Origin of the sequence: Ruegeria marisrubri (assembly GCF_001507595.1) — a bacterium.
GTDB lineage: Bacteria > Pseudomonadota > Alphaproteobacteria > Rhodobacterales > Rhodobacteraceae > Ruegeria > Ruegeria marisrubri.
On record NZ_LQBQ01000001.1, the window covers coordinates 57,290 to 80,800 of the forward strand.

General features: G+C 61.1%; 18 protein-coding genes and 3 pseudogenes. 7 read left to right on the top strand and 14 right to left on the bottom strand.

Going from position 1 to position 23,511, the window contains the following annotated elements:
* Positions 1–42 precede the first annotated feature (42 nt).
* From rpe to AVO45_RS00285, 6 genes are all read right to left on the bottom strand, one after another.
* Complete coding sequence (gene rpe / locus AVO45_RS00260) at positions 43–732, bottom strand: ribulose-phosphate 3-epimerase (protein WP_068343182.1); 690 nt, start codon at positions 730–732, stop codon at positions 43–45.
* 61 nt (positions 733–793) lie between these two features.
* Positions 794–1,873, bottom strand: a complete 1,080-nt coding sequence (gene fba / locus AVO45_RS00265; RefSeq protein ID WP_068343183.1) for a class II fructose-bisphosphate aldolase — start codon at positions 1,871–1,873, stop codon at positions 794–796.
* Between the two features lie 13 nt (positions 1,874–1,886).
* Positions 1,887–3,095, bottom strand: a complete 1,209-nt coding sequence (locus AVO45_RS00270) for a phosphoglycerate kinase (protein WP_068344646.1) — start codon at positions 3,093–3,095, stop codon at positions 1,887–1,889.
* 161 nt (positions 3,096–3,256) lie between these two features.
* A complete protein-coding gene (tkt, locus tag AVO45_RS00275; RefSeq protein ID WP_068343184.1) occupies positions 3,257–5,242 on the bottom strand; it encodes a transketolase in 1,986 nt (661 codons plus the stop codon).
* A gap of 11 nt (positions 5,243–5,253) precedes the next feature.
* The gene (locus tag AVO45_RS00280; RefSeq protein WP_068343185.1) at positions 5,254–6,132 is read right to left on the bottom strand and encodes a phosphoribulokinase; all 879 of its coding nucleotides are present in this window, start codon (positions 6,130–6,132) and stop codon (positions 5,254–5,256) included.
* A gap of 3 nt (positions 6,133–6,135) precedes the next feature.
* Positions 6,136–7,134 carry a class 1 fructose-bisphosphatase gene (locus AVO45_RS00285; protein WP_068343188.1) on the bottom strand — a complete coding sequence of 333 codons (999 nt, stop codon included), beginning with the start codon at positions 7,132–7,134 and terminating at the stop codon, positions 6,136–6,138.
* A gap of 102 nt (positions 7,135–7,236) precedes the next feature.
* On the opposite strand from AVO45_RS00285, the gene AVO45_RS00290 reads away from it, so the two are divergent.
* Entirely contained in the window at positions 7,237–8,172 is a 936-nt protein-coding gene (locus tag AVO45_RS00290) for a LysR substrate-binding domain-containing protein (RefSeq protein ID WP_068343191.1), read from the top strand.
* Here the strand turns inward: AVO45_RS00290 and AVO45_RS00295 are convergent.
* The 4 genes from AVO45_RS00295 to AVO45_RS00310 are packed head-to-tail and all read right to left on the bottom strand — an operon-like array spanning position 8,162 to position 13,139.
* Positions 8,162–10,495, bottom strand: a complete 2,334-nt coding sequence (locus tag AVO45_RS00295; RefSeq protein ID WP_082688608.1) for a nitric oxide reductase activation protein NorD — start codon at positions 10,493–10,495, stop codon at positions 8,162–8,164. The two genes, AVO45_RS00290 and AVO45_RS00295, sit on opposite strands and share 11 nt — an antisense overlap.
* Positions 10,470–11,273 carry a CbbQ/NirQ/NorQ/GpvN family protein gene (locus AVO45_RS00300; protein ID WP_068343197.1) on the bottom strand — a complete coding sequence of 268 codons (804 nt, stop codon included), beginning with the start codon at positions 11,271–11,273 and terminating at the stop codon, positions 10,470–10,472. The genes AVO45_RS00295 and AVO45_RS00300 overlap by 26 nt, the downstream gene beginning before the upstream one ends.
* Before the next feature lie 60 nt (positions 11,274–11,333).
* Complete coding sequence (locus AVO45_RS00305) at positions 11,334–11,690, bottom strand: ribulose bisphosphate carboxylase small subunit (protein ID WP_068343198.1); 357 nt, start codon at positions 11,688–11,690, stop codon at positions 11,334–11,336.
* Positions 11,691–11,717: 27 nt separating this feature from the next.
* Positions 11,718–13,139, bottom strand: a complete 1,422-nt coding sequence (locus AVO45_RS00310; RefSeq protein WP_068344648.1) for a form I ribulose bisphosphate carboxylase large subunit — start codon at positions 13,137–13,139, stop codon at positions 11,718–11,720.
* Between the two features lie 130 nt (positions 13,140–13,269).
* On the opposite strand from AVO45_RS00310, the gene AVO45_RS00315 reads away from it, so the two are divergent.
* The 4 genes and pseudogenes from AVO45_RS00315 to AVO45_RS00330 form a co-directional block, all read left to right on the top strand.
* Positions 13,270–14,163, top strand: coding sequence for a LysR family transcriptional regulator (locus AVO45_RS00315; RefSeq protein WP_068343200.1), 894 nt, complete (start codon positions 13,270–13,272; stop codon positions 14,161–14,163).
* A gap of 102 nt (positions 14,164–14,265) precedes the next feature.
* A pseudogene (locus tag AVO45_RS00320) lies at positions 14,266–14,850 on the top strand (IS6 family transposase); the annotation flags it as partial.
* A 216-nt stretch (positions 14,851–15,066) separates the two neighbouring features.
* Entirely contained in the window at positions 15,067–17,034 is a 1,968-nt protein-coding gene (locus AVO45_RS00325) for an AAA family ATPase (RefSeq protein WP_068343202.1), read from the top strand.
* Positions 17,035–17,336: 302 nt separating this feature from the next.
* A pseudogene (locus tag AVO45_RS00330) lies at positions 17,337–17,553 on the top strand (IS6 family transposase); the annotation flags it as partial.
* 144 nt (positions 17,554–17,697) lie between these two features.
* Here the strand turns inward: AVO45_RS00330 and AVO45_RS19270 are convergent.
* The 4 genes and pseudogenes from AVO45_RS19270 to AVO45_RS00345 all read right to left on the bottom strand — a co-directional run.
* Positions 17,698–17,934 (bottom strand): annotated as a pseudogene (locus AVO45_RS19270) (transposase); the annotation flags it as partial.
* A 105-nt stretch (positions 17,935–18,039) separates the two neighbouring features.
* On the bottom strand, positions 18,040–19,557 hold the full coding sequence (locus tag AVO45_RS00335; RefSeq protein WP_082688609.1) for a CHAD domain-containing protein: 1,518 nt from the start codon (positions 19,555–19,557) through the stop codon (positions 18,040–18,042).
* 423 nt (positions 19,558–19,980) lie between these two features.
* Positions 19,981–20,622: a ChrR family anti-sigma-E factor gene (locus tag AVO45_RS00340; protein ID WP_068343206.1), complete on the bottom strand. Its 642-nt coding sequence runs from the start codon at positions 20,620–20,622 to the stop codon at positions 19,981–19,983.
* A complete protein-coding gene (locus AVO45_RS00345) occupies positions 20,619–21,380 on the bottom strand; it encodes a sigma-70 family RNA polymerase sigma factor (protein ID WP_240482028.1) in 762 nt (253 codons plus the stop codon). Before AVO45_RS00345 ends, AVO45_RS00340 begins: the two co-directional genes overlap by 4 nt.
* On the opposite strand from AVO45_RS00345, the gene AVO45_RS00350 reads away from it, so the two are divergent.
* Both AVO45_RS00350 and AVO45_RS00355 read left to right on the top strand, forming a co-directional pair.
* Entirely contained in the window at positions 21,379–22,680 is a 1,302-nt protein-coding gene (locus tag AVO45_RS00350) for an NAD(P)/FAD-dependent oxidoreductase (protein WP_068343208.1), read from the top strand. The two genes, AVO45_RS00345 and AVO45_RS00350, sit on opposite strands and share 2 nt — an antisense overlap.
* Entirely contained in the window at positions 22,677–23,474 is a 798-nt protein-coding gene (locus tag AVO45_RS00355; RefSeq protein ID WP_082688610.1) for a DUF1365 domain-containing protein, read from the top strand. The genes AVO45_RS00350 and AVO45_RS00355 overlap by 4 nt, the downstream gene beginning before the upstream one ends.
* Positions 23,475–23,511 lie beyond the last annotated feature (37 nt).

Below are 23,511 nucleotides of genomic sequence, written 5' to 3' on the forward strand. Positions count from 1 at the left end.
ACATCTCCACTCGGGTCCGGGTCGCGATTGGGTTTGCAAACGTCACGGGTTGGCGTCCTCTGCGGCTGCGCGGATCGCCCGGATGTTTTCGCCATAGGGTGCGGGGTTTTCGACCGAGCCGCCACGGAAGACTGCCGAGCCGGCGACCAGAACATCGGCCCCTGCGGCCACAACCTTGGGCGCGGTGGTCGGGTCAACCCCGCCGTCCACCTCGATATGGATGGGCCGGTCGCCGATCATGGCCCGCAGGGCCCGGATTTTCGGGGTCATGTCGATGAACTTCTGCCCGCCGAAGCCGGGGTTCACGGTCATCACGCAGACCAGATCGCAGAGGTCGAGAACGTGGGCCACGGCTTCGGACGGCGTGCCGGGGTTGAGCGCCACGCCTGCCTTCATGCCCGCACCGCGGATCGCCTGAAGCGTGCGGTGGATGTGCGGCCCAGCCTCGAAATGGGCGGTGAGGATGTCGGCGCCGGCATCCGCATAGGCTTCGATCGAAGGGTCCACGGGCGCGATCATCAGATGCACGTCCATCACCGATTTAACATGCTTGCGGAAGGCCTTGACCGCCGGTGGGCCGAAGGTGAGGTTGGGCACGAAGTGATTGTCCATCACGTCCACATGCACCCAGTCGGCCCCCTGGGCCTCGATGGCTTGGATCTCGCGGCCGAAATCAGCGAAATCCGCAGAGAGTATCGACGGAGCGATCTTGACGGACTGGTCGAAAGTCATCGGTCAGCTTCCTTTCGCGTTGCCGGCGGCTATGGCCATGCGCTTCATGACCGCTCTGGCCTCAGGCCGCGCGAGCGGCGGGAATGACCGGGTCGAGCGCGCCTGAGGCGTATCGCTTGGCCATCTCGTCCATGTCGATCACGGTGATCTTGCTGGCGTTGCCGGCGGTGCCGAAACGCTCGAACCGGTCCTTGCAGAGCTTTTCCATCTCGTCCATCGCGGGGATCAGGAACTTGCGCGGGTCGAACTCGCGGGGCTTTTCCTGCGCCACCTTGCGGAACTGGCCAGTGAGCGCCATGCGGCAATCGGTGTCGATGTTGACCTTGCGCACGCCAGTCCGGATGCCCTTCTCGATCTCCTCGACCGGCACACCGTAAGTCTGGGGCATCTCACCGCCGTATTCGTTGATCAGATCCTGCAGATACTGCGGCACGGAGGACGATCCGTGCATCACGAGGTGCACCGAGGGGATGCGCGCGTGAATCTCTTCGATCCGCTTCATTGCGAGGATTTCGCCATCGGGCTTGCGAGAGAACTTGTAGGCGCCGTGGGAGGTGCCGCAGGCGATGGCCAGCGCATCGACCTTGGTTCGGGCCACGAATTCGGCCGCCTGATCGGGGTCAGTCAGCAGGTCTTCCTTCGAGAGCTTGCCTTCCGCGCCCGAGCCGTCTTCCTTGGCCGCCTCGCCGGTTTCCAGGCTGCCCAGCACGCCCAGCTCTCCCTCGACCGAGGCGCCGACCCAGTGCGCCATGCGCGCGACCCGTTCGGTGATCTCGACGTTGTACGCATAAGAGGCAGGCGTCTTCATGTCCGCCTCGAGTGAGCCGTCCATCATCACGCTGGTGAACCCGTGGCGGATCGCCGAAAGGCAGGTCGCTTCGTTGTTGCCGTGGTCCTGATGCAGGCAGATCGGGATGTGCGGATACATCTCGGCAAGTGCCTGAACCATGTGGCGCAGCATGATGTCACCGGCATAGCTGCGCGCGCCCCGGCTGGCCTGCAGGATCACCGGCGCATTGCAGGCGTCGGCAGCGCGCAGGATCGCAAGCCCCTGTTCCATGTTGTTGATGTTGAAGGCGGGCACACCGTAGCCCTCCTCGGCGGCATGGTCGAGAAGCTGGCGGAGTGTGATGATGGCCATGGGAAATCTCCTTTCAGGCGGCTTTGCTGGCGTGCGTCAGGGCGGCAATGCCGGGGAGCGTCTTGCCCTCCAGCCATTCGAGAAACGCCCCTCCTGCAGACGACACATAAGTGAATCTGTCAGCGACGCCAGCCTTGTTGAGCGCGGCGACAGTATCTCCGCCGCCGGCGACGCTGGTCAGCGCCCCCACATCGGTCAGCTCGGCTGCGATCTGTGCGAGCCGCATCGTGGACCTGTCGAAAGGCTCGATCTCGAAGGCGCCCAGAGGACCATTCCACAGAAGCGTGGACGCCTGGGCAAGCTCGGCCTCAAACATCCGCAGGCTTGCCGGGCCCGCATCCAGAATCATCGCGTCGTCAGGACATTGGTCGGCTGGGGCTACGAAATTGCGCGCGTCCGCTTCGAATTTGCGGGCGCAAACCACATCGACGGGCAGAAGCAGGCGGCAACCGGACTGTTTGGCCGCATCACGGATCTCGTACACCGTCTCCACCTGGTCTGCCTCATGCAGCGACCTTCCCACCGGCGCGCCATCGGCAAACAGAAAGGTGTTGGCCATGCCTCCGCCGATGATGACCGCGTCCAGCTTTTTCACGAGGTTCTTCAGGACATCGATCTTGGTCGACACCTTGGCTCCGCCGACAACCGCGACGGCGGGCGATTTGGGCGCCTCGAGCGCGGCGCTCAGGGCTTCGATCTCTTCGACGAGCAGCGGACCTGCCGCCGCCGGGAGAAGACGCGCAAGCGCGTCAGTTGAGGCATGTGCCCGGTGCGAGACCGAGAAGGCATCGTTGACGTAAATGTCGCCCAACTTGGCCAGTTCGGTTGCGAAGGCCGGGTCATTTTCGGTTTCGCCCGTCTGGTAGCGCAGGTTCTCCACCAGCAGCGCCTCGCCATCACTCAGTTGGCGGGTCAGGATTTCGGCCGACGTGCCGACGCAGACATCGGAAAAGCGCACCGGGATGCCTAAGGCATCGGAAAGGGCGGGGCGCAGCTTGTCGACCGAAAAGCCCGGATCAAGTTCGTTCTTTGTCGGACGGCCAAAATGGGTCAGGATGACCAATCTTGCGCCTCTGTCCAGCAGGGGCTTCATTCCGGCGGCGAATCTTTCGATCCGGGTCGCGTCAATCACCTGGCCATTCTCGACCGGAACATTCAGGTCGGCCCGGACAAGCAGCCTTTTGCCTCGGACATTCCAGTCCGTGATGCGGGGCAATTCCATCATGTCAGCCACCATAGCGTGATGAACGCGGCGACCGCGCAGTTCATCACGTTCCATGCCGTGAGGTGCCGGGGCAGGGCGCGTGTCTTCGTGCTGGCAGCAGCAAGCATCGTCGGGAGTTTGAACGTCGTTGTCCGGAAATCCATTTTCGCCCTCTCGTGTCAAATGATTTCGCGTGCGGCGTTGGCAACGGCTTCGGGCGTGATGCCGAAGTGGCGATAGAGATCGGCCGCCGGTGCCGAGGCGCCAAAACCTGTCATGCCGATGAAGCGGTCCTTTCGGCGCAGGAACAGATCCCAGCCCTGCTTGACCGCTGCCTCAATGCCGATGCGGGGCGCGTCCCCAAGGACGGATTCCCAATAGTCTTCGCCCTGCGCCTCGAACAGTTCGAAACTGGGGGCTGAAACCACAGCAGCCCTGATGCCTTGCTTGGCCAGCATATCGGCCGCTTCCATCGCGATGGCCACTTCCGAACCCGAGGCAATCAACGTCGCGTCGCGCGGGCCGTCGGCCTCGCGCAGAACATAGGCGCCCCGCGCGGTCAGGTTCTCGCCCTCGGTGCCTTCGCGCAAGGTCGGCAAACCCTGGCGCGACAGGGCCAGAACAGTTGGCGTGGCCTCCGAGGTGACCGCGATCTCCCACGCCTCGGCTGTCTCGATTGCATCCGCGGGGCGAATGACGGTCATGTTGGGCATCGCCCGCAAGCTGGCGAGCGTTTCCACTGGCTGGTGGGTCGGGCCATCTTCGCCCAGACCGATCGAGTCATGGGTGAGCACATAAGCAACCGGAACGCCCATCAACGCAGAAAGCCGCATCGCGCCGCGCATGTAGTCGGCAAAAACGAGGAACGTGCCGCCATAGACGAAGAACCCGCCATGCAACGCCATGCCATTCATGCCCGCCGCCATGCCATGCTCGCGCACACCCCAATGGATGTAGTCGCCAGAATAATCGCTGCGGGTGATCGGCCGCATGGCGCTGGTCATCGTGTTGTTCGAGCCGGTCAGGTCGGCCGAGCCGCCCACCGAATTTGGTAGGACCCCATTGACCACCTCCAGCGCCATCTGCGAGGCAACACGGGTCGCGACCTTGGGTTTTTCCGAGCCGAGCTTCGCCTTGTGCTCGGCCATCGCCGAGCGAAGCGCCTGAGTTGCTGGTTTTGCATTGACGGCGTCGAATTCGCCGCCCTTCGGGTTCTCTGCCTTGCGGGCCAGCCACTCGGCACGCGCCTCGGCGCCTCGGGTGGCAATCCTTCTCCAGGCCGCGCGCACTTCGGTGGGCACTTCGAAGGGCGGCAGCGTCCAGCCAAGCGCTTTGCGAGCGGCGGCGACCTCGTCCTCACCCAGCGGTGATCCGTGGACCTTGTGGCTACCGGCCTTGTTGGGCGCGCCCTTTCCGATCACGGTGCGGCAGGCGATCATCGAGGGCTTGTCGGTGACTTGCCGGGCGGCCTCTATTGCGGCGGCGATGGCTTCGTTGTTGTGGCCGTCCACCGCCTGCACATGCCAGCCTGACGCCTCGAAGCGCTTGATCTGATCCGTCGAGGTCGAGATGTCTGTCGCGCCGTCGATGGTGATGTGGTTGTCATCCCACAACACGATCAGTCGTCCCAATCCCATGTTGCCGGCAAAGTCGATGGCTTCGTGGCTGACCCCTTCCATCAGGCAGCCGTCGCCGGCGATGACATAGGTGTAGTGATCGACGAGTTCATCACCGAAACGCGCGTTCATCATCCGCTCGGCCAGCGCCATGCCGACCGCATTGGTGATGCCCTGGCCCAGCGGGCCAGTCGTGGTTTCGATCCCCTTGGCATGGCCGTATTCTGGGTGGCCCGCGGTGCGGGATCCGAGCTGGCGGAAATTCCGCAGCTGGTCGACGGCCATGTCATCATAGCCCAGAAGGTGATTGATCGCGTAGATCAGCATCGACCCGTGGCCCGCACTCATCACGAAGCGATCGCGGTCGGGCCATTTGTCGTCTTCCGGGGCGATCTTGATGAAGCGGTTGAAAAGCACGGTCGCCACATCGGCGAGCCCCATCGGGGCGCCCGGATGGCCCGAGTTCGCCGCTTGGACCGCATCCATGGCCAAAACGCGGATCGTGTCGGCCATGAGCCTTTCGTCTGCCTGTTTCATCGGAGCGTTCATTGCATTCTCCCTCAGCGGCGCAGTTTGCGGGCGTTTGTCACCAGACGCTCGATCAGCGGCGTCAGGATCAGTTGCATCGCCAGATCCTGCTTGTTTCCGGGAATGACGATCGAGTTGGCGCGGGTCATCCACGAACCGGCGATCATCGAGGTCAGGTAGGGGAAGTCGATCCCGCGCGGGTTCTTGAAACGGATCACGACGAGGCTTTCGTCGGGTGTGGGAATCCAGCGGGCGATAAAGGGGTTCGAGGTATCCACCACCGGCACGCGCTGGAAATTGATATCGGTCTGTGTGAACTGCGGGCAGATGCAATGCACATAGGCTTGCATGCGCCGCAGGATCGTATCGGTGACGGCTTCGGTCGAATATCCGCGCGCCGCCCGGTCACGGTGAATTTTCTGGATCCACTCGAGGTTTATGACGGGAACGACGCCGATCTTCAGGTCAGCCAGCGCGGCCAAGTTCACTTCGTCGTTGACGACGGCTCCGTGCAGGCCTTCGTAGAACAGCAGGTCCGCGCCCTCTTCAAACGACGCCCAGGCGGTGAATTCGCCGGGTGGCACTCCGTGGCGTTCGGCCTCTTCCGCATCATGGACATAGTGGCGGGTGCGACCCATTCCTGTCTCGCCAAAGCTGCGAAAGACGTTTTCCAGTTCCTTCAACTCGTTCGCTTCATAGGAAAAATGCGAAAACGTGCGATCTCCGGCTGCGGCTCGACGCTCCAGCTCGGCGCGCATGTCGGCGCGGTTGTAGCGGTGGAACGCGTCGCCCTCGATCGAAACCGCCGTGAATCCTTCGCGCCGAAAGATCTGTTCGAAGGTGGCCTTGACGGTCGACGTTCCGGCCCCCGAGGACCCCACGACGGAAATGATCGGGTATGTCTTGCTCATGCTCTATCCTCGAAACAGGCCGCGTTTGCCGAAAAGTGCCGAAGTCTCTTCTTCGGGCAGGTCGAAATAGGTCGCGACCCGGCCAACCTTGTTGGCGCTGCCAAAGACGAATGGCGTTCGCGCGTGAAGCGCATCGGCTGTCGCATCGAGGATCGGGTCGAGGCCATCAGTGGCCCGGCCGCCGGCCTGCTCGATGAGAAAGGCGATCGGCGCACATTCATAGACCATGCGCAGGCGGCCTCGTTCGTAGCCTTTCCGTGCGTCCGAAGGGTAGAGAAAGATGCCGCCACGGGTCAGGATCCTGTGCGTTTCCGCCACCAGAGAGGCGATCCAGCGCATGTTGAAATCATGGCCCAGCGGGCCTTCGGCACCGGCCACGCGGTCGTCGATATAGGCGCGGATCGGCGCCGGCCAGTGGCGGTAGTTGGAGGCATTGATGGCATATTCAGTGGACTCTTCCGGGATCGGCCCCATCGGGCCAACAAGGCGGAAGACACCGGTGTCGGGGTCCAGAACATATTTCAGGGTTCCGTCACCGACACTGAGAACGAGAACGCATTGAGGCCCGTATATCGCGTAGCCGGCGGTCAAAAGTTCGCGGCCGGGGCGCAGGACGCTTCCGACAGGCTCGTCCTTTGCCTGATAGATGCCAAAGATCGTCCCCACCGAGACATTCGTGTCGATGTTGGATGAGCCGTCAAGGGGATCGATCACGAGAGCGAGCGAGCCTGCCGGGTTCAGTTCGACCACATCTTCCACTTCTTCCGACGCGTAGTAGCGCACTGGCCCACCACGCAGTGCCGAAGCAAAGGACTCGTCCGCGATCACGTCGAGCGCCTTCTGGCTGTCGCCGTCGGTATTAGTCCCCCGCGCGGCACCCAGGTTTTCGTCGATGCCTCCGCGCCTGATCCGTTGAGCGACTTGGGCGCAGACGCTGGCCACTGTGTCGAGTGTCTGGCGGAGTTCCCCGTCCACTTGGCCTGGTATCTGGTCGATGATCATGGACACGGTGACGACTCCTTTGAAGACTTGTGCGGCACTCTTGCCGGGAACCGGTTTTTGTGAAATTTAAAAATTGGTAATAGCCATTAGGATTTTTCTAAAATGACCAGTCTTGCCGCCGTTACCCTGAAGCAATTGCGGGCGCTTGATGCCGTTGTGCGGTTCGGAACGATGACCGCAGCCGCCGAATACTTGGGTCTCACGGTTCCTGCAATACACAGTCAAATCAAGTTGTTGGAGGATCTTGTCGATGCTCCTGTCTTGCTTAGGGCGACAGGTGGCGGGAGCGCGGAGCCGACCGAAGCCGGTCGTGTGCTGTTGCGCGCCGCGCGGTTGACGGCGGGCATTCTGTCGCAGGCAGAAAACCAGTTGGATGCGCTTGGCCGGGGGAAATCCGGGCTGGTAACCCTTTCGGTCGTGTCCACCGCAAAGTATTTCGCTCCACGGCTCGTCCGGATGCTCAGAGACCGAGTCGTCGATATCGACGTGGCATTGCGTGTCGGCAACCGCGAGACCATCATAGCCGACCTGGCCGAAGCCCGCTGTGACCTGGCCATCATGGGACGCCCGCCGCGTGATCCGCTGGTCGAGGCACTCCCGCTGGGTCCGCACCCTCACGGCGTCGTTCTACCGGCGAACCATGCGCTGGCGGGACAGGATGGTTATGACCCCGTTTTCCTGATGAAAGAGACATTTCTGTCGCGCGAAGAGGGGTCGGGCACCCGTGCCTTGATGCATCGTTTCCTGGCGCGTTTTGATGAGGGTGGGCCGCCGCGGATCGTCGAGATGGATTCGAACGAAACCATCAAACAAGCGGTTCTGGCCGGGCTGGGGATCGCTTTCCTGTCGCTGCATACGGTGAAGGACGAACTGGATCAGGGGCGGCTGGTGGCGTTGCGCGGCCCCAATCTGCCGGTGATGCGTCATTGGTATCTGGTCTGGCCGCAGCAGGTGGCGCTGCCACCATCGGGGGAGACGATCCTCTCCGAGATAAACCAACTCAATGGCGCATTCCTGCCGCGCGTAGCTATTTCGTGAGTGCCGCATAGAGTTGCGGCAGGCGCTCCGGCAGCCGTTCGACCCTGTCGAGCACCCGCACGTTCCTTGTGCCAAAAATCCGCTGGGCATAGGTGTCAGCAGCCGGATCAAGCGTCAGGCAGAAGGGGATGATGCCCTGCCGCCGTGCCGCTTCGACAGCGTGCCGGGTGTCGTGCCGTAGATAGAACGGGTCACGCATATCGATATCGGCCGGCTCTCCATCCGTCAGCACCAGCATCAGCTTTCGATTGGAGCGGACCTTGCCAAGGTGGGCCGTTGCATGGCGGATGGCCGCGCCCATTCGGGTTGAGAGCCGCCCTTGTGCACCCATGATGCGGGCCTTGCTCTGTGTTCCCCAGGGTTGGTCGAAATCCTTGAAACGGTTGTAGAAAACATTGTGACGCCCGTCCGAGCAGAAACCGTGGATGGCAAAGCTGTCGCCGACACTGTTGATTGCTTCGGACAGCAGAAGGCAAGCCGCTTGCGTCAGATCCAGAACGGTCTGGCCCCCCGGCGCCGGATCGTTGGTGGATTCAGACAGATCGAGAAGGACCATCACCGCCGTGTCCCGGGTGTGGCGCAGGGCACGCATCATCACCCGTGGGTCGGGCTGGCGCTTCAGCCGAGTGTCGATCGCCGCGGCAACGGCCGCGTTTATGTCTATCTCGTCGCCATCCTCGAGCTTTCGGATGCGTTGCACGCCCTGTGGGCGCATGGCGTCCAGCAGATGCCGCAGCCGTTCGGTGGTTCGGCGATGTGTGTCAAGGATGTGATCCGCCTCGGTCGGATCCCCGAGTTTCGCCCGCGCCTCGCGCACCGTGGCCCATGCTGGCCGGACCATCTGGATGGTGTGATCGAACTCTTCATAAAGGACCGGGGGTGCCAGGGGTTCCTTGCCTTCTCGAGCGTTGAAGGTCGTTCCGTCATCGTCGAAGAATTCACTCGACTGCACCCAGATTTCCTGAGCGTCGTCACCCGCCGTTTCCACCTCGACCTCGTTGACCATCTCGGTCACCGAGACGTGCTTGCGCACCTGCTCGGGCTGGGCGGACGCGGATTTTCCCCAGTCGATCTCTTCGTATTCCCAAAGAACCCTGTTGTCGCAGCGATAGGGGCACGAGGGGATATCACGATGCGCGGAATAGGGTTGGCCGAAAAGCCGGTTTGCCAATGCAAGCCCCAAGGTGCGGGCGTCCTCGGCGCGATCGAGGTCGATTCGGTCAAACTCGGCCCGGACCCAGGACGACAAATCGTCTTCGGCCGGCTCGTCAGGGCGGATCAGGGCGCGGGCGATGCGGTCGAACTGTCCGGCCATGCCCGTGCCGGTTTCCGAGTGAAATCGGCCCCAGAGTGCGCGCAGATTGGGAAAGCGGGCGATTGCCCGGGCTTCGGCGCGGGCATCTTCGATCAGTCCCACGCAAGCCAGCTCCAGGGCGCTCAGCCCTTCGGCCGGAATGGGTGCGCGAAGCGCGTCGAGATGGGCGGCCAGATGCGCGGCCTGCGCGCGATAGAGGTCCAGACCGGCAATGCCGTTCCAGTCGTCCAGCGCGTCTGGCAGATGTAGTTGGAACTCGGCGACGTAGGGGCGCAGGCCCGTGCGCGATTCGAAATCACCCGCCGTCGGCACCAGCATGAAGTCGCGGCCCCAGAGCGCGCGCAAATACATGCCCAGGCGGCGCTGGACATCGACAAGCACCACTCCCTTGCGCTCGCTTTTCAGGACGGCGCGAGAGGCTTCGCTGGTCAGCGAGAAATAGGCCTCGAGCCCGACATAGTCTGTACGGTAAGCCTCGATCCCCCAGTCGGCCCAGCGTCGCAGCCCGCCAAGGGTCAGCACGCCCAGAAGTTCGCTCAGTTGGTCCAGCATTGGCCGCATCGCGCGCGGAGCGCGGGCAAGGACGTGCTCCAGAAATCGCAAGTAGCTGGCGAAGAGAGCGGCGTCTCCCAGGCGTTGGGCCGCCAGCGGAGCGGTTTCGATGATCCGTGTGATTACCGCGCCTGAGGTGCGCGAGGCAAAACCCATGCAGGCCGTGGCCATGTCGGCGATCATGTCCTTTCCAAGTTCGCGTGCAAGGCCGGGAACGGAGCCGATCCACGCGGTCACGGCCTCTTCGCCGCGTCCCATCCTGTGCAGCGCGTCCGCGCCCCTCAACCAGCTGTCCAGACCACGCGGGCTGAGCCTGCGCCTGGCTTCGGGCAGTTCGGAGAAAAGCGCCTGCCGGGCACCCTCTGCCAGCAGATCGGGCAGGTCCGCGTGCTCTTGCGGCAACAGATCGCGGGCAGGGGCCTCGACGGTATCAGAAATAGGTGGCGACAGCGGCATCGAGTGCGTCCCGCATGTCCGGGTCATCGGTGATCGGGCGCACCAGAGCCATCGTGCAGGCCGGCACCGGTTCCACGCCCTGTGCGATCAGCTTGCCCGCATGGATAAGCATCCGCGTCGAGATGCCTTCGTCCAAACCGTGCCCCTTGAGGTTGCGCGCCCGGGTTCCGATCTCGACCAGCTTTTTGGCGGTCTCGGGATCGACACCGGATTCATGGGCGATGATTTCGGTTTCGATCTCCTCCTCGGGCCAGTCGAAATCCAGCGCGCCGAAGCGCTGCTTGGTGGACTGTTTCAAGTCTTTCATCAACGACTGGTAGCCGGGGTTGTAGCTGATCACGAGGAAGAAATCAGGATGCGCCTTCAGCAGCTCTCCCTTTTTCTCCAGCGGCAGGACGCGGCGGTTGTCGGTCAACGGGTGGATCACCACGGTGGTGTCCTGCCGTGCCTCGACAACTTCGTCGAGATAACAGATGGCGCCATGCCGCGCGGCCAGCGTCAGCGGCCCGTCCTGCCAGTGCGTGCCGTCGGCATCCAGCAGGAAGCGGCCGACCAGATCCGACGCTGTCATGTCCTCGTTGCAGGCCACCGTGACCAGTGGCCGGCCCAGTTTCCACGCCATGTGTTCGACGAAACGGGTCTTGCCGCAGCCGGTCGGCCCCTTGAGCATGACGGGCATACGAGCCGCGTAGGCCGCTTCGAAAAGCGAAAGCTCGTTGCCGGTCGGCCGATACCAGGGTTGTTCCGCGATAAGATGGTCGGAAATCATGTCCTTCATCGCCGATGCTCCGTGCAAGTTGTGGCCGGCCCCCGGGAAGGAGGAGCCGGCCAGAAATGTTCAGACTGGATCGCCGCGATAGACGACCATGTTGGCGCCCTGGCTCTGGGTGAAATTGTCATAGCCTATCAGGCGGATGTGGTTGCCCGGGTTGGCCTCGTGGCAGGCCTCGAGTTCGGCAAGGATCGCATCCACGTCGGTTTCTCCGAACATCGGCAGCTTCCACATGTACCAGTAGTAGTCGCTGGCGTGTTCGGGCTCGGTGTGTTCGATGGCCGGGTTCCAGCCGTTCTTCACGATCCATTCCACCTGTTTGCGGATTTCCTCGGGCGTCATCTCGGGGAGGTAGGAAAAGGTGCCCATCTTCCGGCTGGTCGGGTCGGAAAGGCGCGAGGGGTAGTCCTGAACGTTGCTCATTGGTCTGTTCCTTTCTGATTGCCTGGATCAGCGGTGCTGAACGTCCAGCTTGTCGACGGTCTCGAACTCGAACTTGATCTCTTTCCATGTCTCCATGGCGATCTTCAGCTCGGGGCTGTGTTCAGCGGCCTTCATCAGGATGTCCTTGCCTTCCTTCTCCAATTCGCGCCCTTCGTTGCGGGCCTGCACGCAGGCCTCCAGCGCCACGCGGTTCGCGGCAGCGCCGGCTGCGTTGCCCCACGGGTGGCCCAGAGTGCCGCCGCCGAACTGCAGCACCGAGTCATTGCCGAAGATCGAGACCAGCGCCGGCATGTGCCAGACATGGATGCCGCCCGAGGCGACGGGGAAGACGCCGGGCATCGAACCCCAGTCCTGATCGAAGAAGATCCCGCGCGAGCGGTCCTCCTTGACGTACTTGTCGCGCATCAGGTCGATCCAGCCCAGCGTCGCGGCACGGTCGCCTTCCAGCTTGCCGACGACGGTGCCCGAATGCAGGTGGTCGCCGCCCAGCAGGCGCAAGAGCTTGGTGAGAACACGGAAGTTGATGCCGTGGTTCGGGTTGCGGTCGATCACCGCGTGCATGGCGCGGTGGACATGCAGCAGAAGGCCATTGTCACGGCACCACTTGGACAGCGAGTTGTGTGCCGCCCAGCCGATCGTCAGATAGTCGGACATGATGATCGGGGTGCCCAGTTCCTTGGCGAACTCGGCGCGCCGATACATCTCTTCGACGGTGGGCGCGGTCACGTTCATGTAGTGACCCTTTTTCTCGCCAGTTTCGTCAACGGCCTTATCGATTGCCTCCTGACAGAACAGGAAGCGGTCACGCCAGCGCATGAAGGGCTGAGAGTTGACGTTCTCGTCGTCCTTGGTGAAGTCGAGCCCGCCGCGCAGGCATTCATAGACGGCACGGCCGTAGTTCTTGGCCGAAAGCCCCAGCTTGGGCTTGATCGTGCAACCCAGCAGCGGCCGTCCATACTTGTCCATCTTGTCGCGTTCGACCTGGATGCCGTGTGGCGGGCCGAAGCAGGTCTTGACGAACCAAAGCGGGAAGCGCACGTCCTCGAGCCTCAGCGCGCGCACAGCCTTGAAGCCAAAGACATTGCCGACGAGCGAGGTGAACACGTTGACGACCGAGCCTTCCTCGAAAAGGTCGGCCGGGTAGGCGATGAAGGCATAAAAGGCGTCGTCGTCACCGGGGACGTCCTCGATCCGGTAGGCGCGGCCCTTGTAGTGATCGAGATCGGTCAGCAGGTCGGTCCAGACGGTTGTCCAGGTCCCCGTCGAGCTTTCGGCGGCCACAGCGGCGGCGGCTTCCTCGCGCGGAACGCCCGGCTGCGGGATCACCTTGAAGCAGGCAAGCACGTCGCTGTCCTTCACCGAATACTCGGGTTCCCAATAGGTAGAACGATATTCCTTTACGCCTGCGTCGTATCTCTTGGCTTGCATGTTCATGCCGGTCTCCTCCTCGGGCATCCTGATGACCTTGGCCGCAAGGGCCGCCACCCGGAGGAATAGGGCATTGCATGACAATATAAAATTGAATAATTTTTAGCGGCAGAATAGAGAAAGGTTTATAGTGCCGGTTACCCTGCGCCAACTCGACATCTTTCGCACCGTGGCTCGAACCGGTTCTTACACGCGGGCCGCCGAAGAGTTGCACCTGACACAGCCTGCCGTCTTTGCGCAGGTGCGCCAGCTCGAGGAGCATCTGCAAACCCCACTGATCGAGAGGATCGGCAAGATGCTGCATCTGACCGTGGCAGGAGAGACGGTGCTGGCCTCGGCCAGAACAATATTGGACGAGGTGGCATCGCTGGAGATGCGGCTTGCCGATCTCAAGGGGCTGAAACGCGGGCGGCTTGCCCTGTGCATCGTGTCTACCGCGAAATACGATATTCCCGGTCGCCTGGGACCTTTCTCGCGTGCGAATCCCGGCATCGACATTGCGTTGACGGTCGGCAACCGCGAGGAACTGCTCGCCCGCTTCGCTGCCAACGAGGACGATCTGTATATCCTCGGCACGGTGCCGGAAACCCTGCAGGCGGAATGGCGACCTTACGCGGCCAACCCGCTCGTCGTGGTTGCCGCGCCCGAACATCGTCTTGCCGGACGCAAGGGCCTTGGGCCCGAAGATATCGCCAGTGAACCGTTCATCCTGCGTGAGTCCGGCTCCGGCACCCGGGCAGCGATGGAGCGTTACTTCGACGAGAACGGGATTGCGCCGCCGGTGACGATGGAATTGGGCGCAAACGAAGCGGTGAAGGAGGCAGTCAGGACAGGGCTGGGGCTATCCGTCGTCTCGCGCGGTTCGGCAGAACTCGAACTGGAAACGGGGAGACTCGTGGCGCTCGACATCAAGGGCTTTCCCATCCTGCGCCACTGGCATGTCGCTTGGCCCAGGGGGAAACGTCTGAGCCCTGCCGCAGAGGCTTTCCTCGATATGCTCGCGCCGGAACAGGAAATTGTGTAACGGCTGAATCAGGAGGAATCCAACTGGAAGCCTGATGGCCAGCCGGGCGGTGTCAAAGGAACCCGGCTTGAGCAGGGTGGGGCGTTTCCGTAACCTCACGCCATGTCCAAACGATCCCCGTTTCGCTACGTCAAAACCAGCCCTGAGATCATTCGCCTGGCGGTGATGCTCTAAATCCGGTTCCCGCTTTTGTTGCGCAACGCAGAGGATCTGCTCCACAGAAGTGGTGTTGATGTCAGCCACGAAGCCGTGCGGTTCGGGTGGCACCGGTTTGGGCAATTGTCTGCCGTCGAAATCAGAAAACGCTGGATCGAGGAAATGCAGACAAGCCGTTGGCGCTGGCATCTTGACGAGATGTTCGCGAAGATCAACGGCGAGCGCCATTACCTTAGGCGGGCCGTCGATCACGAGGGCGAGGTTCTGGAAAGCTTCGTCACGAAGACGTGTGACAAAAAGGTTGCGCTGAAATTTCTAAAGAAAGCAATAAGAAGGCACGGCCGCCCCGAGGTGATCGTGACCGATGGACTCAGATCCCATGGCGCCGCACTGAAGGAAATCGGCGTAGCGGATCGCCAGGAAACGGGGCGCTGGTTGAACAACCGCGCCGAGAATTCACACCTACCATTCCGACGGCGAGAACGGGCGATGCTGCGCTTTCGGCGCATGTGTAAAACACACGACTTGATCTGACATTTCTGCTCTTTTGGAGACTGGTTCTCATCCGTCTGACAGTTCCGCGCCGGATGATGGTCGGCCCGGTCATTAACAAAAAAACATGGCGTTTTTTTGCCATGTGTGGCTGGGATTGACCGATTGAATCCCAAAAAGGGCCTTGCTGAGGCGCGTGTGCCGGAACATTGTCGGGGTAGACTTGTGTCCACACAAGGCAGGTAAAGCAGTATCATGTCGATGTATCAGTTCGAGCCCGAGGGCGACTCCGCTCAATTGTTTCAGCCTCCATCCTGGTTCGAGGAGTTGAGTTCGTCTCTGGTCTATTCGGATCACCTGGTTCTGTCCGGGAACATTCACGATCTCTACCCTTCCCCCTCCGCCCAAGGCCCCGCGTTTCTCGAGTTCGAGACGACGCTGTGGGAATTGCTGCGTGCAGGTGGTTGTCAGGCGCTTCTGAAATACGATCCGGTCAGTGGGCTTCGTATCCATCAGAGCGCGGGAGGCGGCGAGGAAGATGCGCTGAAAAGGGCGGGCCTGCCTTTCGGGAAATCGACGGTCAGCCTGTCAGAACTGAGCGACGCCCAGGCTGCCGTCGCGGACTTTTCGGAATTCCCGGTCGCATTGCTTTTGGACTATGCCTCGCACTTCCATGGACCGGACAGGGCGAGTTTGGACGACTTCCTTGTCGCCATTGACAGCACCTCCCGTGCGCGTCGTGGGGCGGCTGCAGAGGGGCGAGTCAATCCGACGGTCTGGCTTGTCGATCATCCCGCCGACCTGCCTGACTGGTTTGTCCTCAACAACGCGTGCTTGCGGGAAATCCAGCTGGAACTGCCCAATCTCGAGGACCGGTTTCGCTTCGGCCGCTATCTGGCCAAGAACCTTGGCTGGTTGGACGAGGTTCCCTCCGCCGATCAGGAAAGGTTTCTCCAGCAGTTTGCCCTCGAGTGCGACGGAAGGCCTCTTCTTGCTATGCAATCAATCGCGAAGGTCGCCCAGGCCGAAGGCTATGGCCTGACCCATATTTCCGACGCTGTGCGGGTCTTCCGGACGGGCACCCGGCGCAACCCGTGGACATCGCCGGTTCTTCGGCAGCGGATGAAAAATGCAAGCGCCATACTTGAATCCCGCATCAAGGGGCAGCCGCATGCGCTGGACAAGGCCCTCGATATTCTGGCCCGCTCGATACTGGGCCTATCCGGTGCGCAGTCCGGCGCGATGCACACGCGGCCGCGGGGAGCCTTGTTCCTTGTAGGGCCCACCGGCGTCGGAAAGACCGAGCTCGCCAAGGCGATCACCGAACTCCTGTTCGGGGACGAGACCGCCTGCCACCGCTTCGACATGTCCGAATTCATGGAGGAGAACTCGGTCGCCAGGCTGATCGGTGCGCCACCGGGCCATCTGGGGCATGAAAAGGGCGGCCAGCTGATAAATGCCGCGAACCGGCGCCCCTTCAGCGTCTTTCTGTTCGATGAGGTCGAAAAGGCGCATCCCCGGGTTCTCGACCTCTTTCTGCAGATACTGGACGAAGGGCGGCTGACCGATTCCCGTGGCTCGACGGCCTATTTTTCCGAGGCGCTGATCATCTTCACATCCAATATCGGCATGATCCATGGGTCGAGGGCCACCAACATGGGGATGAACGTCCTTCCCTCGGATTCATATTTCGAACTTTCGCTGAAAATCAGACGAGCCGTTGAAGAGCATTTCCGCAACGACCTCAAGCGCCCCGAACTGCTTAACCGTATCGGCCAGAATGTCGTGGCATTCGATTTCCTCAAGCCGGACGGAATGGGGCAGATCTTCGATGCGATCCTGGAGAAGGTCCTGAAGGCCGTGAAGGCAGAGCACGGCATCAGCGTCACGCTGGGCTCCGAGGTGCGCGACACGCTCAAGCTGCTCTGCACACAGGACGTTTTTGACGGTGGCCGTGGCATCGCCAATCGGATCGAAACCCATTTCATCAATCCGCTGGCTAGGCAGCTGTTCCTCAGGGGTGCTGTGGAAGACCTTGTCGTGTCGGGCATCGAAACGTCGGATGACAAGACCGATCTGGTGGTTCAATACGAAACGACAGCCAGTGAAACCAAGGATTCTGCCGGTGCGCCGTCTCGTGCTTCGGGTACCATCCGGCCTGAACGCCCGCGGAGCCCGCTGCCTCCGAACGATCCGTGGCGGGCGCGTTCCGAAGGGGGTTGAGCCGGTCGATCGAGGAGATTGCCTCCACGTCCTCGATATTGGCGATCAGTTGCTTCGGCGCCGAGCGGTCCAGCGTGGTGCCGGAAAACGCGCAGACGTCGTAGCTGTCGCTCGGCCAGCCCGTCACCCTGAGCGAAGCCGGAAAACTCTAAACGGCGCTGGTCCAAAGATGGGTATCGCTTTACAAACCCCAAGGACTCTCCGCGAGTTGGCGGAAACTTGGGGTTTAGGTCAGCTGCTCTCGCCGGCCTTGCCAGATAAACCGGCTTGAGACGGGGAAGGCGGTTTCGTAGCGCCCAGCCATGACCAAAAGATCCCCGTTGCGCTACTACATGACCAGGCCCGAGATCACCCGTCTGGAGGTCATGCTGTACGTTCGCTTTCCGCTCGCGTTGCGCAAGGTCGAGGATCTTCTGGTGGCACAGGTTCGGCCCGAAGTTCGCCGCTGAGATCCGGAAGCGCCGGATAGAGGGCATGTGCTCTAGCAAGTGGCGCTGGTATCTCGACGAGATGTTCGTGAACTGGCCTGTCGCCGCAACAGTTCAGAGAACGCTCCTCGGGGCAGGGGCCTGGTCTGCCTAACTGAGTTGCCCGGCGTGATTGTCGATACATGTTCAGCCTCCGGCTATTCGGGGTAAAGGTTCCCCGGGGCTGGCACCAGAGCCGAACCTGCTTGTTTCTGGTCACGCCGTCGCCCCCTGTTACGGCGACACTGCCCCCTTCGAGTAACAGTTTGCGCCAACGATTCAGCAGATTGGGTGCCGCGCCATTGCGGCGGGCAACGGCAGAAAGGCTTTCGCCGTCAAACAGGGTTTCTTCCACGATCCGCAGCTTCTCAGCAGCAGACCAACAACGACGGCGGCCGCCATCGGCAATGATCTTAATCTCGGACTTGAGCACTTGTCCAAGGCTGTCCTCAAGCCTCCTAGGTCAGGCCAAGGTGTCCGATCGAAACAGGGGCCAGTTCACCGCGGTTGCGCCCGCTCGAATTACACGTGCGGATCTTTAGCCGACATTCTGGCCTCCGTGGAAAAGGCCGCGAAATGTGCGCTCTGTTCTGGGGCTGTTGAACCGAGCGAATTCGTCGATCACTTGGATGCGTTCTTCCGACTGGCGGGCACGCAGAGTGATGATCAAGGCCCCGACGCATTGAGCAATTTCCAGTTTCGCTGGCCCCTTCAGATTCTTCGCGAAGGCATGCAAACTTTCCTGTTGAACCGAGCAGTCGTTGAAGTCGCCCAAGTTGCCTTGCAATTTTTTCAATGGCTTGACCACCGACTTGATCCGCTTTTTGGGAAAGACCGGCGCAAAGAACTCCAATAGGTAGCGCAGTTTCTTGCATTGAATGCGCAGTTTGTGAATTTCCCTGTCATCGGTATCGGGGGCGGTGGTCGAGCCGAACTTGGCAATCTTGCGGTAGCGGTTCCAGATTTCGGCCGATGCGAATTCAAGCGCCGGCAGATCCGCATTCGGCCCGCGACCGAGTTTACTTGGCCTGGAAAACAGACCCTCCAGCGCCTCGATTTCGTTCAAGTAGCTTCTACTCTTCAGATGTTTGGTCAGACGTTTCCACTCGGCTTCGCGTTCTTTGGTGAGCAGGGCGATCAATTCATTCAGCCCGTGGTGGAACATGGGTGGCAGCACATCGAAAAGTTGTTCTTTCCCAAGAAGGAAGACGTCCAGATCTCGCAACCTGCCAGTCCGATCCATCAGGGCCGAAAACCGTTCCTTGAGCGCCTGAGCGCGTTTTTGATCGTAGACGCCCTTGAAGAGACTGAGAACCGAGCGGATCTTGCGGAGCGCGATGCGATAGTCGTGGAGGTATTCGGTGTCCAGATCCGCGACAATGCCCGCTTCATTGGCTCGGGCAACCCGGATGTATGCCCTTATTAGATGAGTGGCTAAGTCGCGGGCGGACTCGGCTTCGCCAACCGAAACCGTCGGCTTGGCGGTGTACGGGGAGCGCTGCGGGAAGAGTTGCCCATAGATATCAGCTTGCGCCAGGGGCACCCCCCCGCCGGCGATGACGGATTTTCGGAGTTGTGAAAGCGCCTTGCCGCAGCCTTGACCCCCCTGAAGAGACACGACCAGACCACGGCCCTTGGCCGACGCCAGGAGACGCAGATTGGCCGAGGCCCGTGTTTTACCCTTGTTGTCCTGAAGGGCAAGCGAGGCATTCTGCATTTCACAGGCACCGATCTCCAGAAGACGGCGGAAAGGAGATACAACAGAAAGAGCATTTTTCAGAGGGCCGTCCGGCAGTTCGCCGACGAAGCCGACATCGCGAACGCCAGCCAAAGTCAGGGTAGGACCGCGCGCCGAAACCAATTCTAGCCCTTGGTCGGATCCAACAAGCAAAAGCCCGGCTTCACTCAGCGACTGATCAAAACTATCCAGAACCGAGATGTTCAGAAGATTTTCGTCCGGAAATAGCCTGGGCTTCAACTTTCCAAAAGTGGCCGCGGTCAAGCTGTCAGGTGATCCGTCCGGCAGGAAAAAGCAATCAACTCTTTTTCGGCTCATGTCGGGCCCTTCCGGGGCTTGTTCAGGTTGCCTTCGGTCAGTCTCTCAACACTGGCTCCAATGATCGTGCAGTCCTCGGTTTCGATATTTATGAATATTCTCAACATGGTGGCGAGGATACGGGAGATCCCGATCGTGAACTCAATGCGCCGGAGGCTTCTTTTTGTCCTGATCCCAATGGATACCACAATGATTGCATGACGTCAGTTGCCGTGCGACGCGAACAGGGTCGGCGTGCTGGGCGTCAGGCCTGGGCGAGCGTTGGGATTGCGGCCCCATGCCTGACGAACTGCTCCGCATATCGCTGCGATGTGGATGATGGCAATTTGCCCTCTGGCGCGGCCCCGATATCCCTTGGCGCGTCAATTGCCGCGGCTTGCTTTGGATCAAGGCCGCTCTTCGAGCGCCCCGCCGGGATCACGGTCAGATTCTGAAGATTGGTTGCAACAAGCGGGGAACAAAGCTGTGGAACCGCAGCCGCGCGTCAGTTGCGGCCAGACAAATGCAGGGCATGCCTTCTCCGGCCATCGGCGTGTGGTCCAGATCCGCGTCTGCAACTTCCACGTCGCCCACGCCAAAGCTGCCTGTCTCGTCGTGGAAGCTGCCCTGCAGCACCAAGGTCAGTTCCAGGCCGTTGTGCCCATGGTCAGGTACCGCGCTGCCCGGCGGAATGTAGAGCAGGCGCACCGAGCCTTCGCTGTCGCTGTCCAATATCGTTTGGCGAATGCCGCCTCCCAGCGGCCTCCAGCGAGGGGGGCGACCCTTCAGTGCCTGCATGATTGGCGCAGGATAGATGCCCGCGGCGCCATGGGTTTGCGGTTCGGCCAAGGGCGGTGTGTCGAGCGCGGCCAGAGTTCGGGCCAAGAGCTCATAATTGTCCGACGAAGCGGGTGCCAGAGTGTCCAGTACCGCACCGCCAGCGAACTCTTCGGCCTCCAAGCGAGCGCGGCATTCGTCGCACATCGAGACGTGCGCTGCGACAACCAGAGAAAAGCTCTTGGGCAGGCTTCCCGATGCGTAGGCGCGGATCAAGCGCGGAGGGATATGGTGGGTGATGTCGTTCATTGGGATCTCAGATCCTTCATTTCATGTCGCAGCTTTTCAAGAGCCAGTCGTATGCGAGACTTGATCGTCCCCAAGGGTAGGCCGGTATTGTCGCTGATCTCGCTGTGGCTGAGATCGCCCATATAGGCCTGAACGATCACTTCTCGCTGATCTGCTGAGAGGCTGTCCAAAGCCTGGCGCAGCTTTTGGGCCTCTTGGTTGAGTGTAATCTGTGAAGCGGCATCGTGATCCGGGGGCTCTTCGACCTTCAATGCTTCCGGTATGGGGCGCGAAGTGCGCCGGATTACGTCAATGTGGCAGTTGCGGGCGATCCGGTAGACCCAAGCCGAAGCGGTGGCTCGCCCCGGATCGAATTGTTCCGCCTTGTGCCAGACCTTCAGCATCGCATCCTGAATTATGTCATCGGCGGCGGCTCCCGTGCAGTTGCTTCGTGCCAGCATGGATCGCAGTCGCGGCGCGTAAAACTCGAACAGACGCACGAACGAAGCGCGGTCACGCTGGTCGCGAACGGCGATCAGCCAAATCGTCTGATCAGAGAGCCGGCTCTCCGCTTCAGTGTCCATTTCACTCGTTCCAACTGTGGCCCGCTTTGCGGCCTTCACCGGCTTTGGGCGACGGGTACGTATCCGATTTTCTTCTGCAACCAACATAACTCGATATACGCTGGCGAAAAGCTTTTGGATCACCGAAGCAAAAACATTGATCCGCAATGGGGGGCGAAGCGTAAAAATGAGTAGACGTTTTTCAGGAGAAACCATGCCATTCGACAATGCCCATCTGCTTCGCCCCCGTATTGCAGTTATCGGAGGGGGCATCTCCGGCTTGTCCGCGGCCTGGGGACTGTCGCGTTTCAGTGACGTTACATTGTATGAATCAGAACCGCGTTTCGGGGGCCATGCACGCACGGTGACAGCGGGGCTGCGCGGGGATCAACCCGTCGATACTGGATTCATCGTATTCAACTACGCCACATATCCACTTCTGACGCGGCTCTTTGCCGATCTGGATGTGCCCGTCCAGAAGAGCGACATGAGTTTCGGTGTAACCGTCGAAAACGGTCGTCTCGAATATGCGCTGACCTCGCTTCGAGCGTTGTTTGCCCAGAAACGCAACGCGGCCGATCCACGATTTTGGTCCATGCTGCGAGACATCGGGCGTTTCAATGCTCGGGCAGAGGCCGTGGCCACGTCGGACGATATGAACATTTCGGAGCTCATCTCCCGTCTGCGGCTTGGGAGTTGGTTCGGCCGCTATTACTTGCAACCCCTCTGCGGTGCGATCTGGTCCACGCCCGCCGAGCGCATCGGCGTTTTCCCGGCCCGAACCCTGATCCGGTTCCTGCGCAACCACGCCTTGATGGGTGTTTATGGTCAGCATCAGTGGTGGACGGTAGCCGGCGGCTCGGTCAGCTACGTCAACCGGCTGGTCAGAGCACTCGAAGACCGCCGGGTTACGCTGCGCGCCGGCACCCCGGTGGGCGCCGTGCAGCGAGAGGCGGGTCGAGTACGCATAAAAGCGGCAGGCGGCCCCGAGGAAGTATTCGATCATGTGGTTTTCGCGACCCACCCCGATCAGGCTTTGCGCATGATTGCGACGCCTACCGAGAAAGAGCAGCGTTACCTTTCTGCGATCCAATTCCAGGATAACCATGCCTATCTGCATCGCGACCCGCGCCAGATGCCGGTGAGGCGGAGCTGCTGGTCATCGTGGGTTTACCAAAAGGATCATGGGCACGAGAACAGTGGGATCGGCGTGACCTATTGGATGAACCGCCTTCAGAACATTCCCGAAGACGACCCACTTTTCCTGACACTCAATCCCGCGAAATCGATAGCCGAAGAGGCCATCTATGATCAGACAGTGTTCAGGCACCCTGTCTTTGACCGCGACGCATTGCGGGCGCAGCAAGAAATTGCGGCGTTGCAAGGGAACAGGAATACCTGGTTCACCGGCGCCTGGACACGGCACGGGTTTCACGAAGATGGCATCGCTTCGGCCGCGAGCGTGACGGACATGCTTGCCGAAATGCATTCGCGCGGCATCGAGGCGGCGGCATGAGCATGCGGCCAAAGCACCTGAAAGGGCGCACCACCCATGCTCGGCGTGGCGCGCTGACACACAGCTTCGCCTATGCCGTCGATTACGTTCTGGTCGATCCCGATGCCGACACTGGTCCATTTCTGTTCTCGCGAAACAGGTTCAACCTTGCGTCGGTATGTGACCGGGACCATGGGGGGAGGCCCGGCCGGGGCTGCGGGAGCGATTGGGCGCGGCGGGTGCTGGACGCGCATGGTCTTGACCAAACCGGGGACAGCCGGCTTTTGCTTCTGACGCAACCTCGCTTTGCCGGTTTCGTATTCAACCCGGTCAGTTTCTGGCTGCGGTTCGAGCAAGATGTGCTGGTCGCAGTGATTGCCGAAGTGAACAACACCTTTGGCGACAGACATTCCTATCTTTGCCACCTGCCCGGGTTCGCCCCCATCCACGCGACCGATACGATCAAGGCGCGAAAGATTTTCCACGTATCGCCCTTTCAGGACATCGCGGGGAGCTACGAGTTCAACTTCAACATATCGCCGGACAAGATTGCGATCCGCATCGGGCACATAAACGGAACGGAAGGGCTGGTCGCCACGTTGTCCGGTCGTCTGGTGTCGCTGTCCAACACGTCATTGCTCGGCGCGGCGTTGCTCCGGCCATTCGGCCCGTTGCGCACCGTCGCGCTGATCTATTGGAATGCGCTTCGCCTGAAGTTGAAGGGCGCTTTCTACAGATCCAGACCCGCTCCTCCAGCCGAAGAGATCACCCGGGCGCTGTGCGACGACTCTGAAAACGGTCAGGCACATGTCTGAAGCTGGGACAATGCCGCTGACGCCGGATAGGACCGGC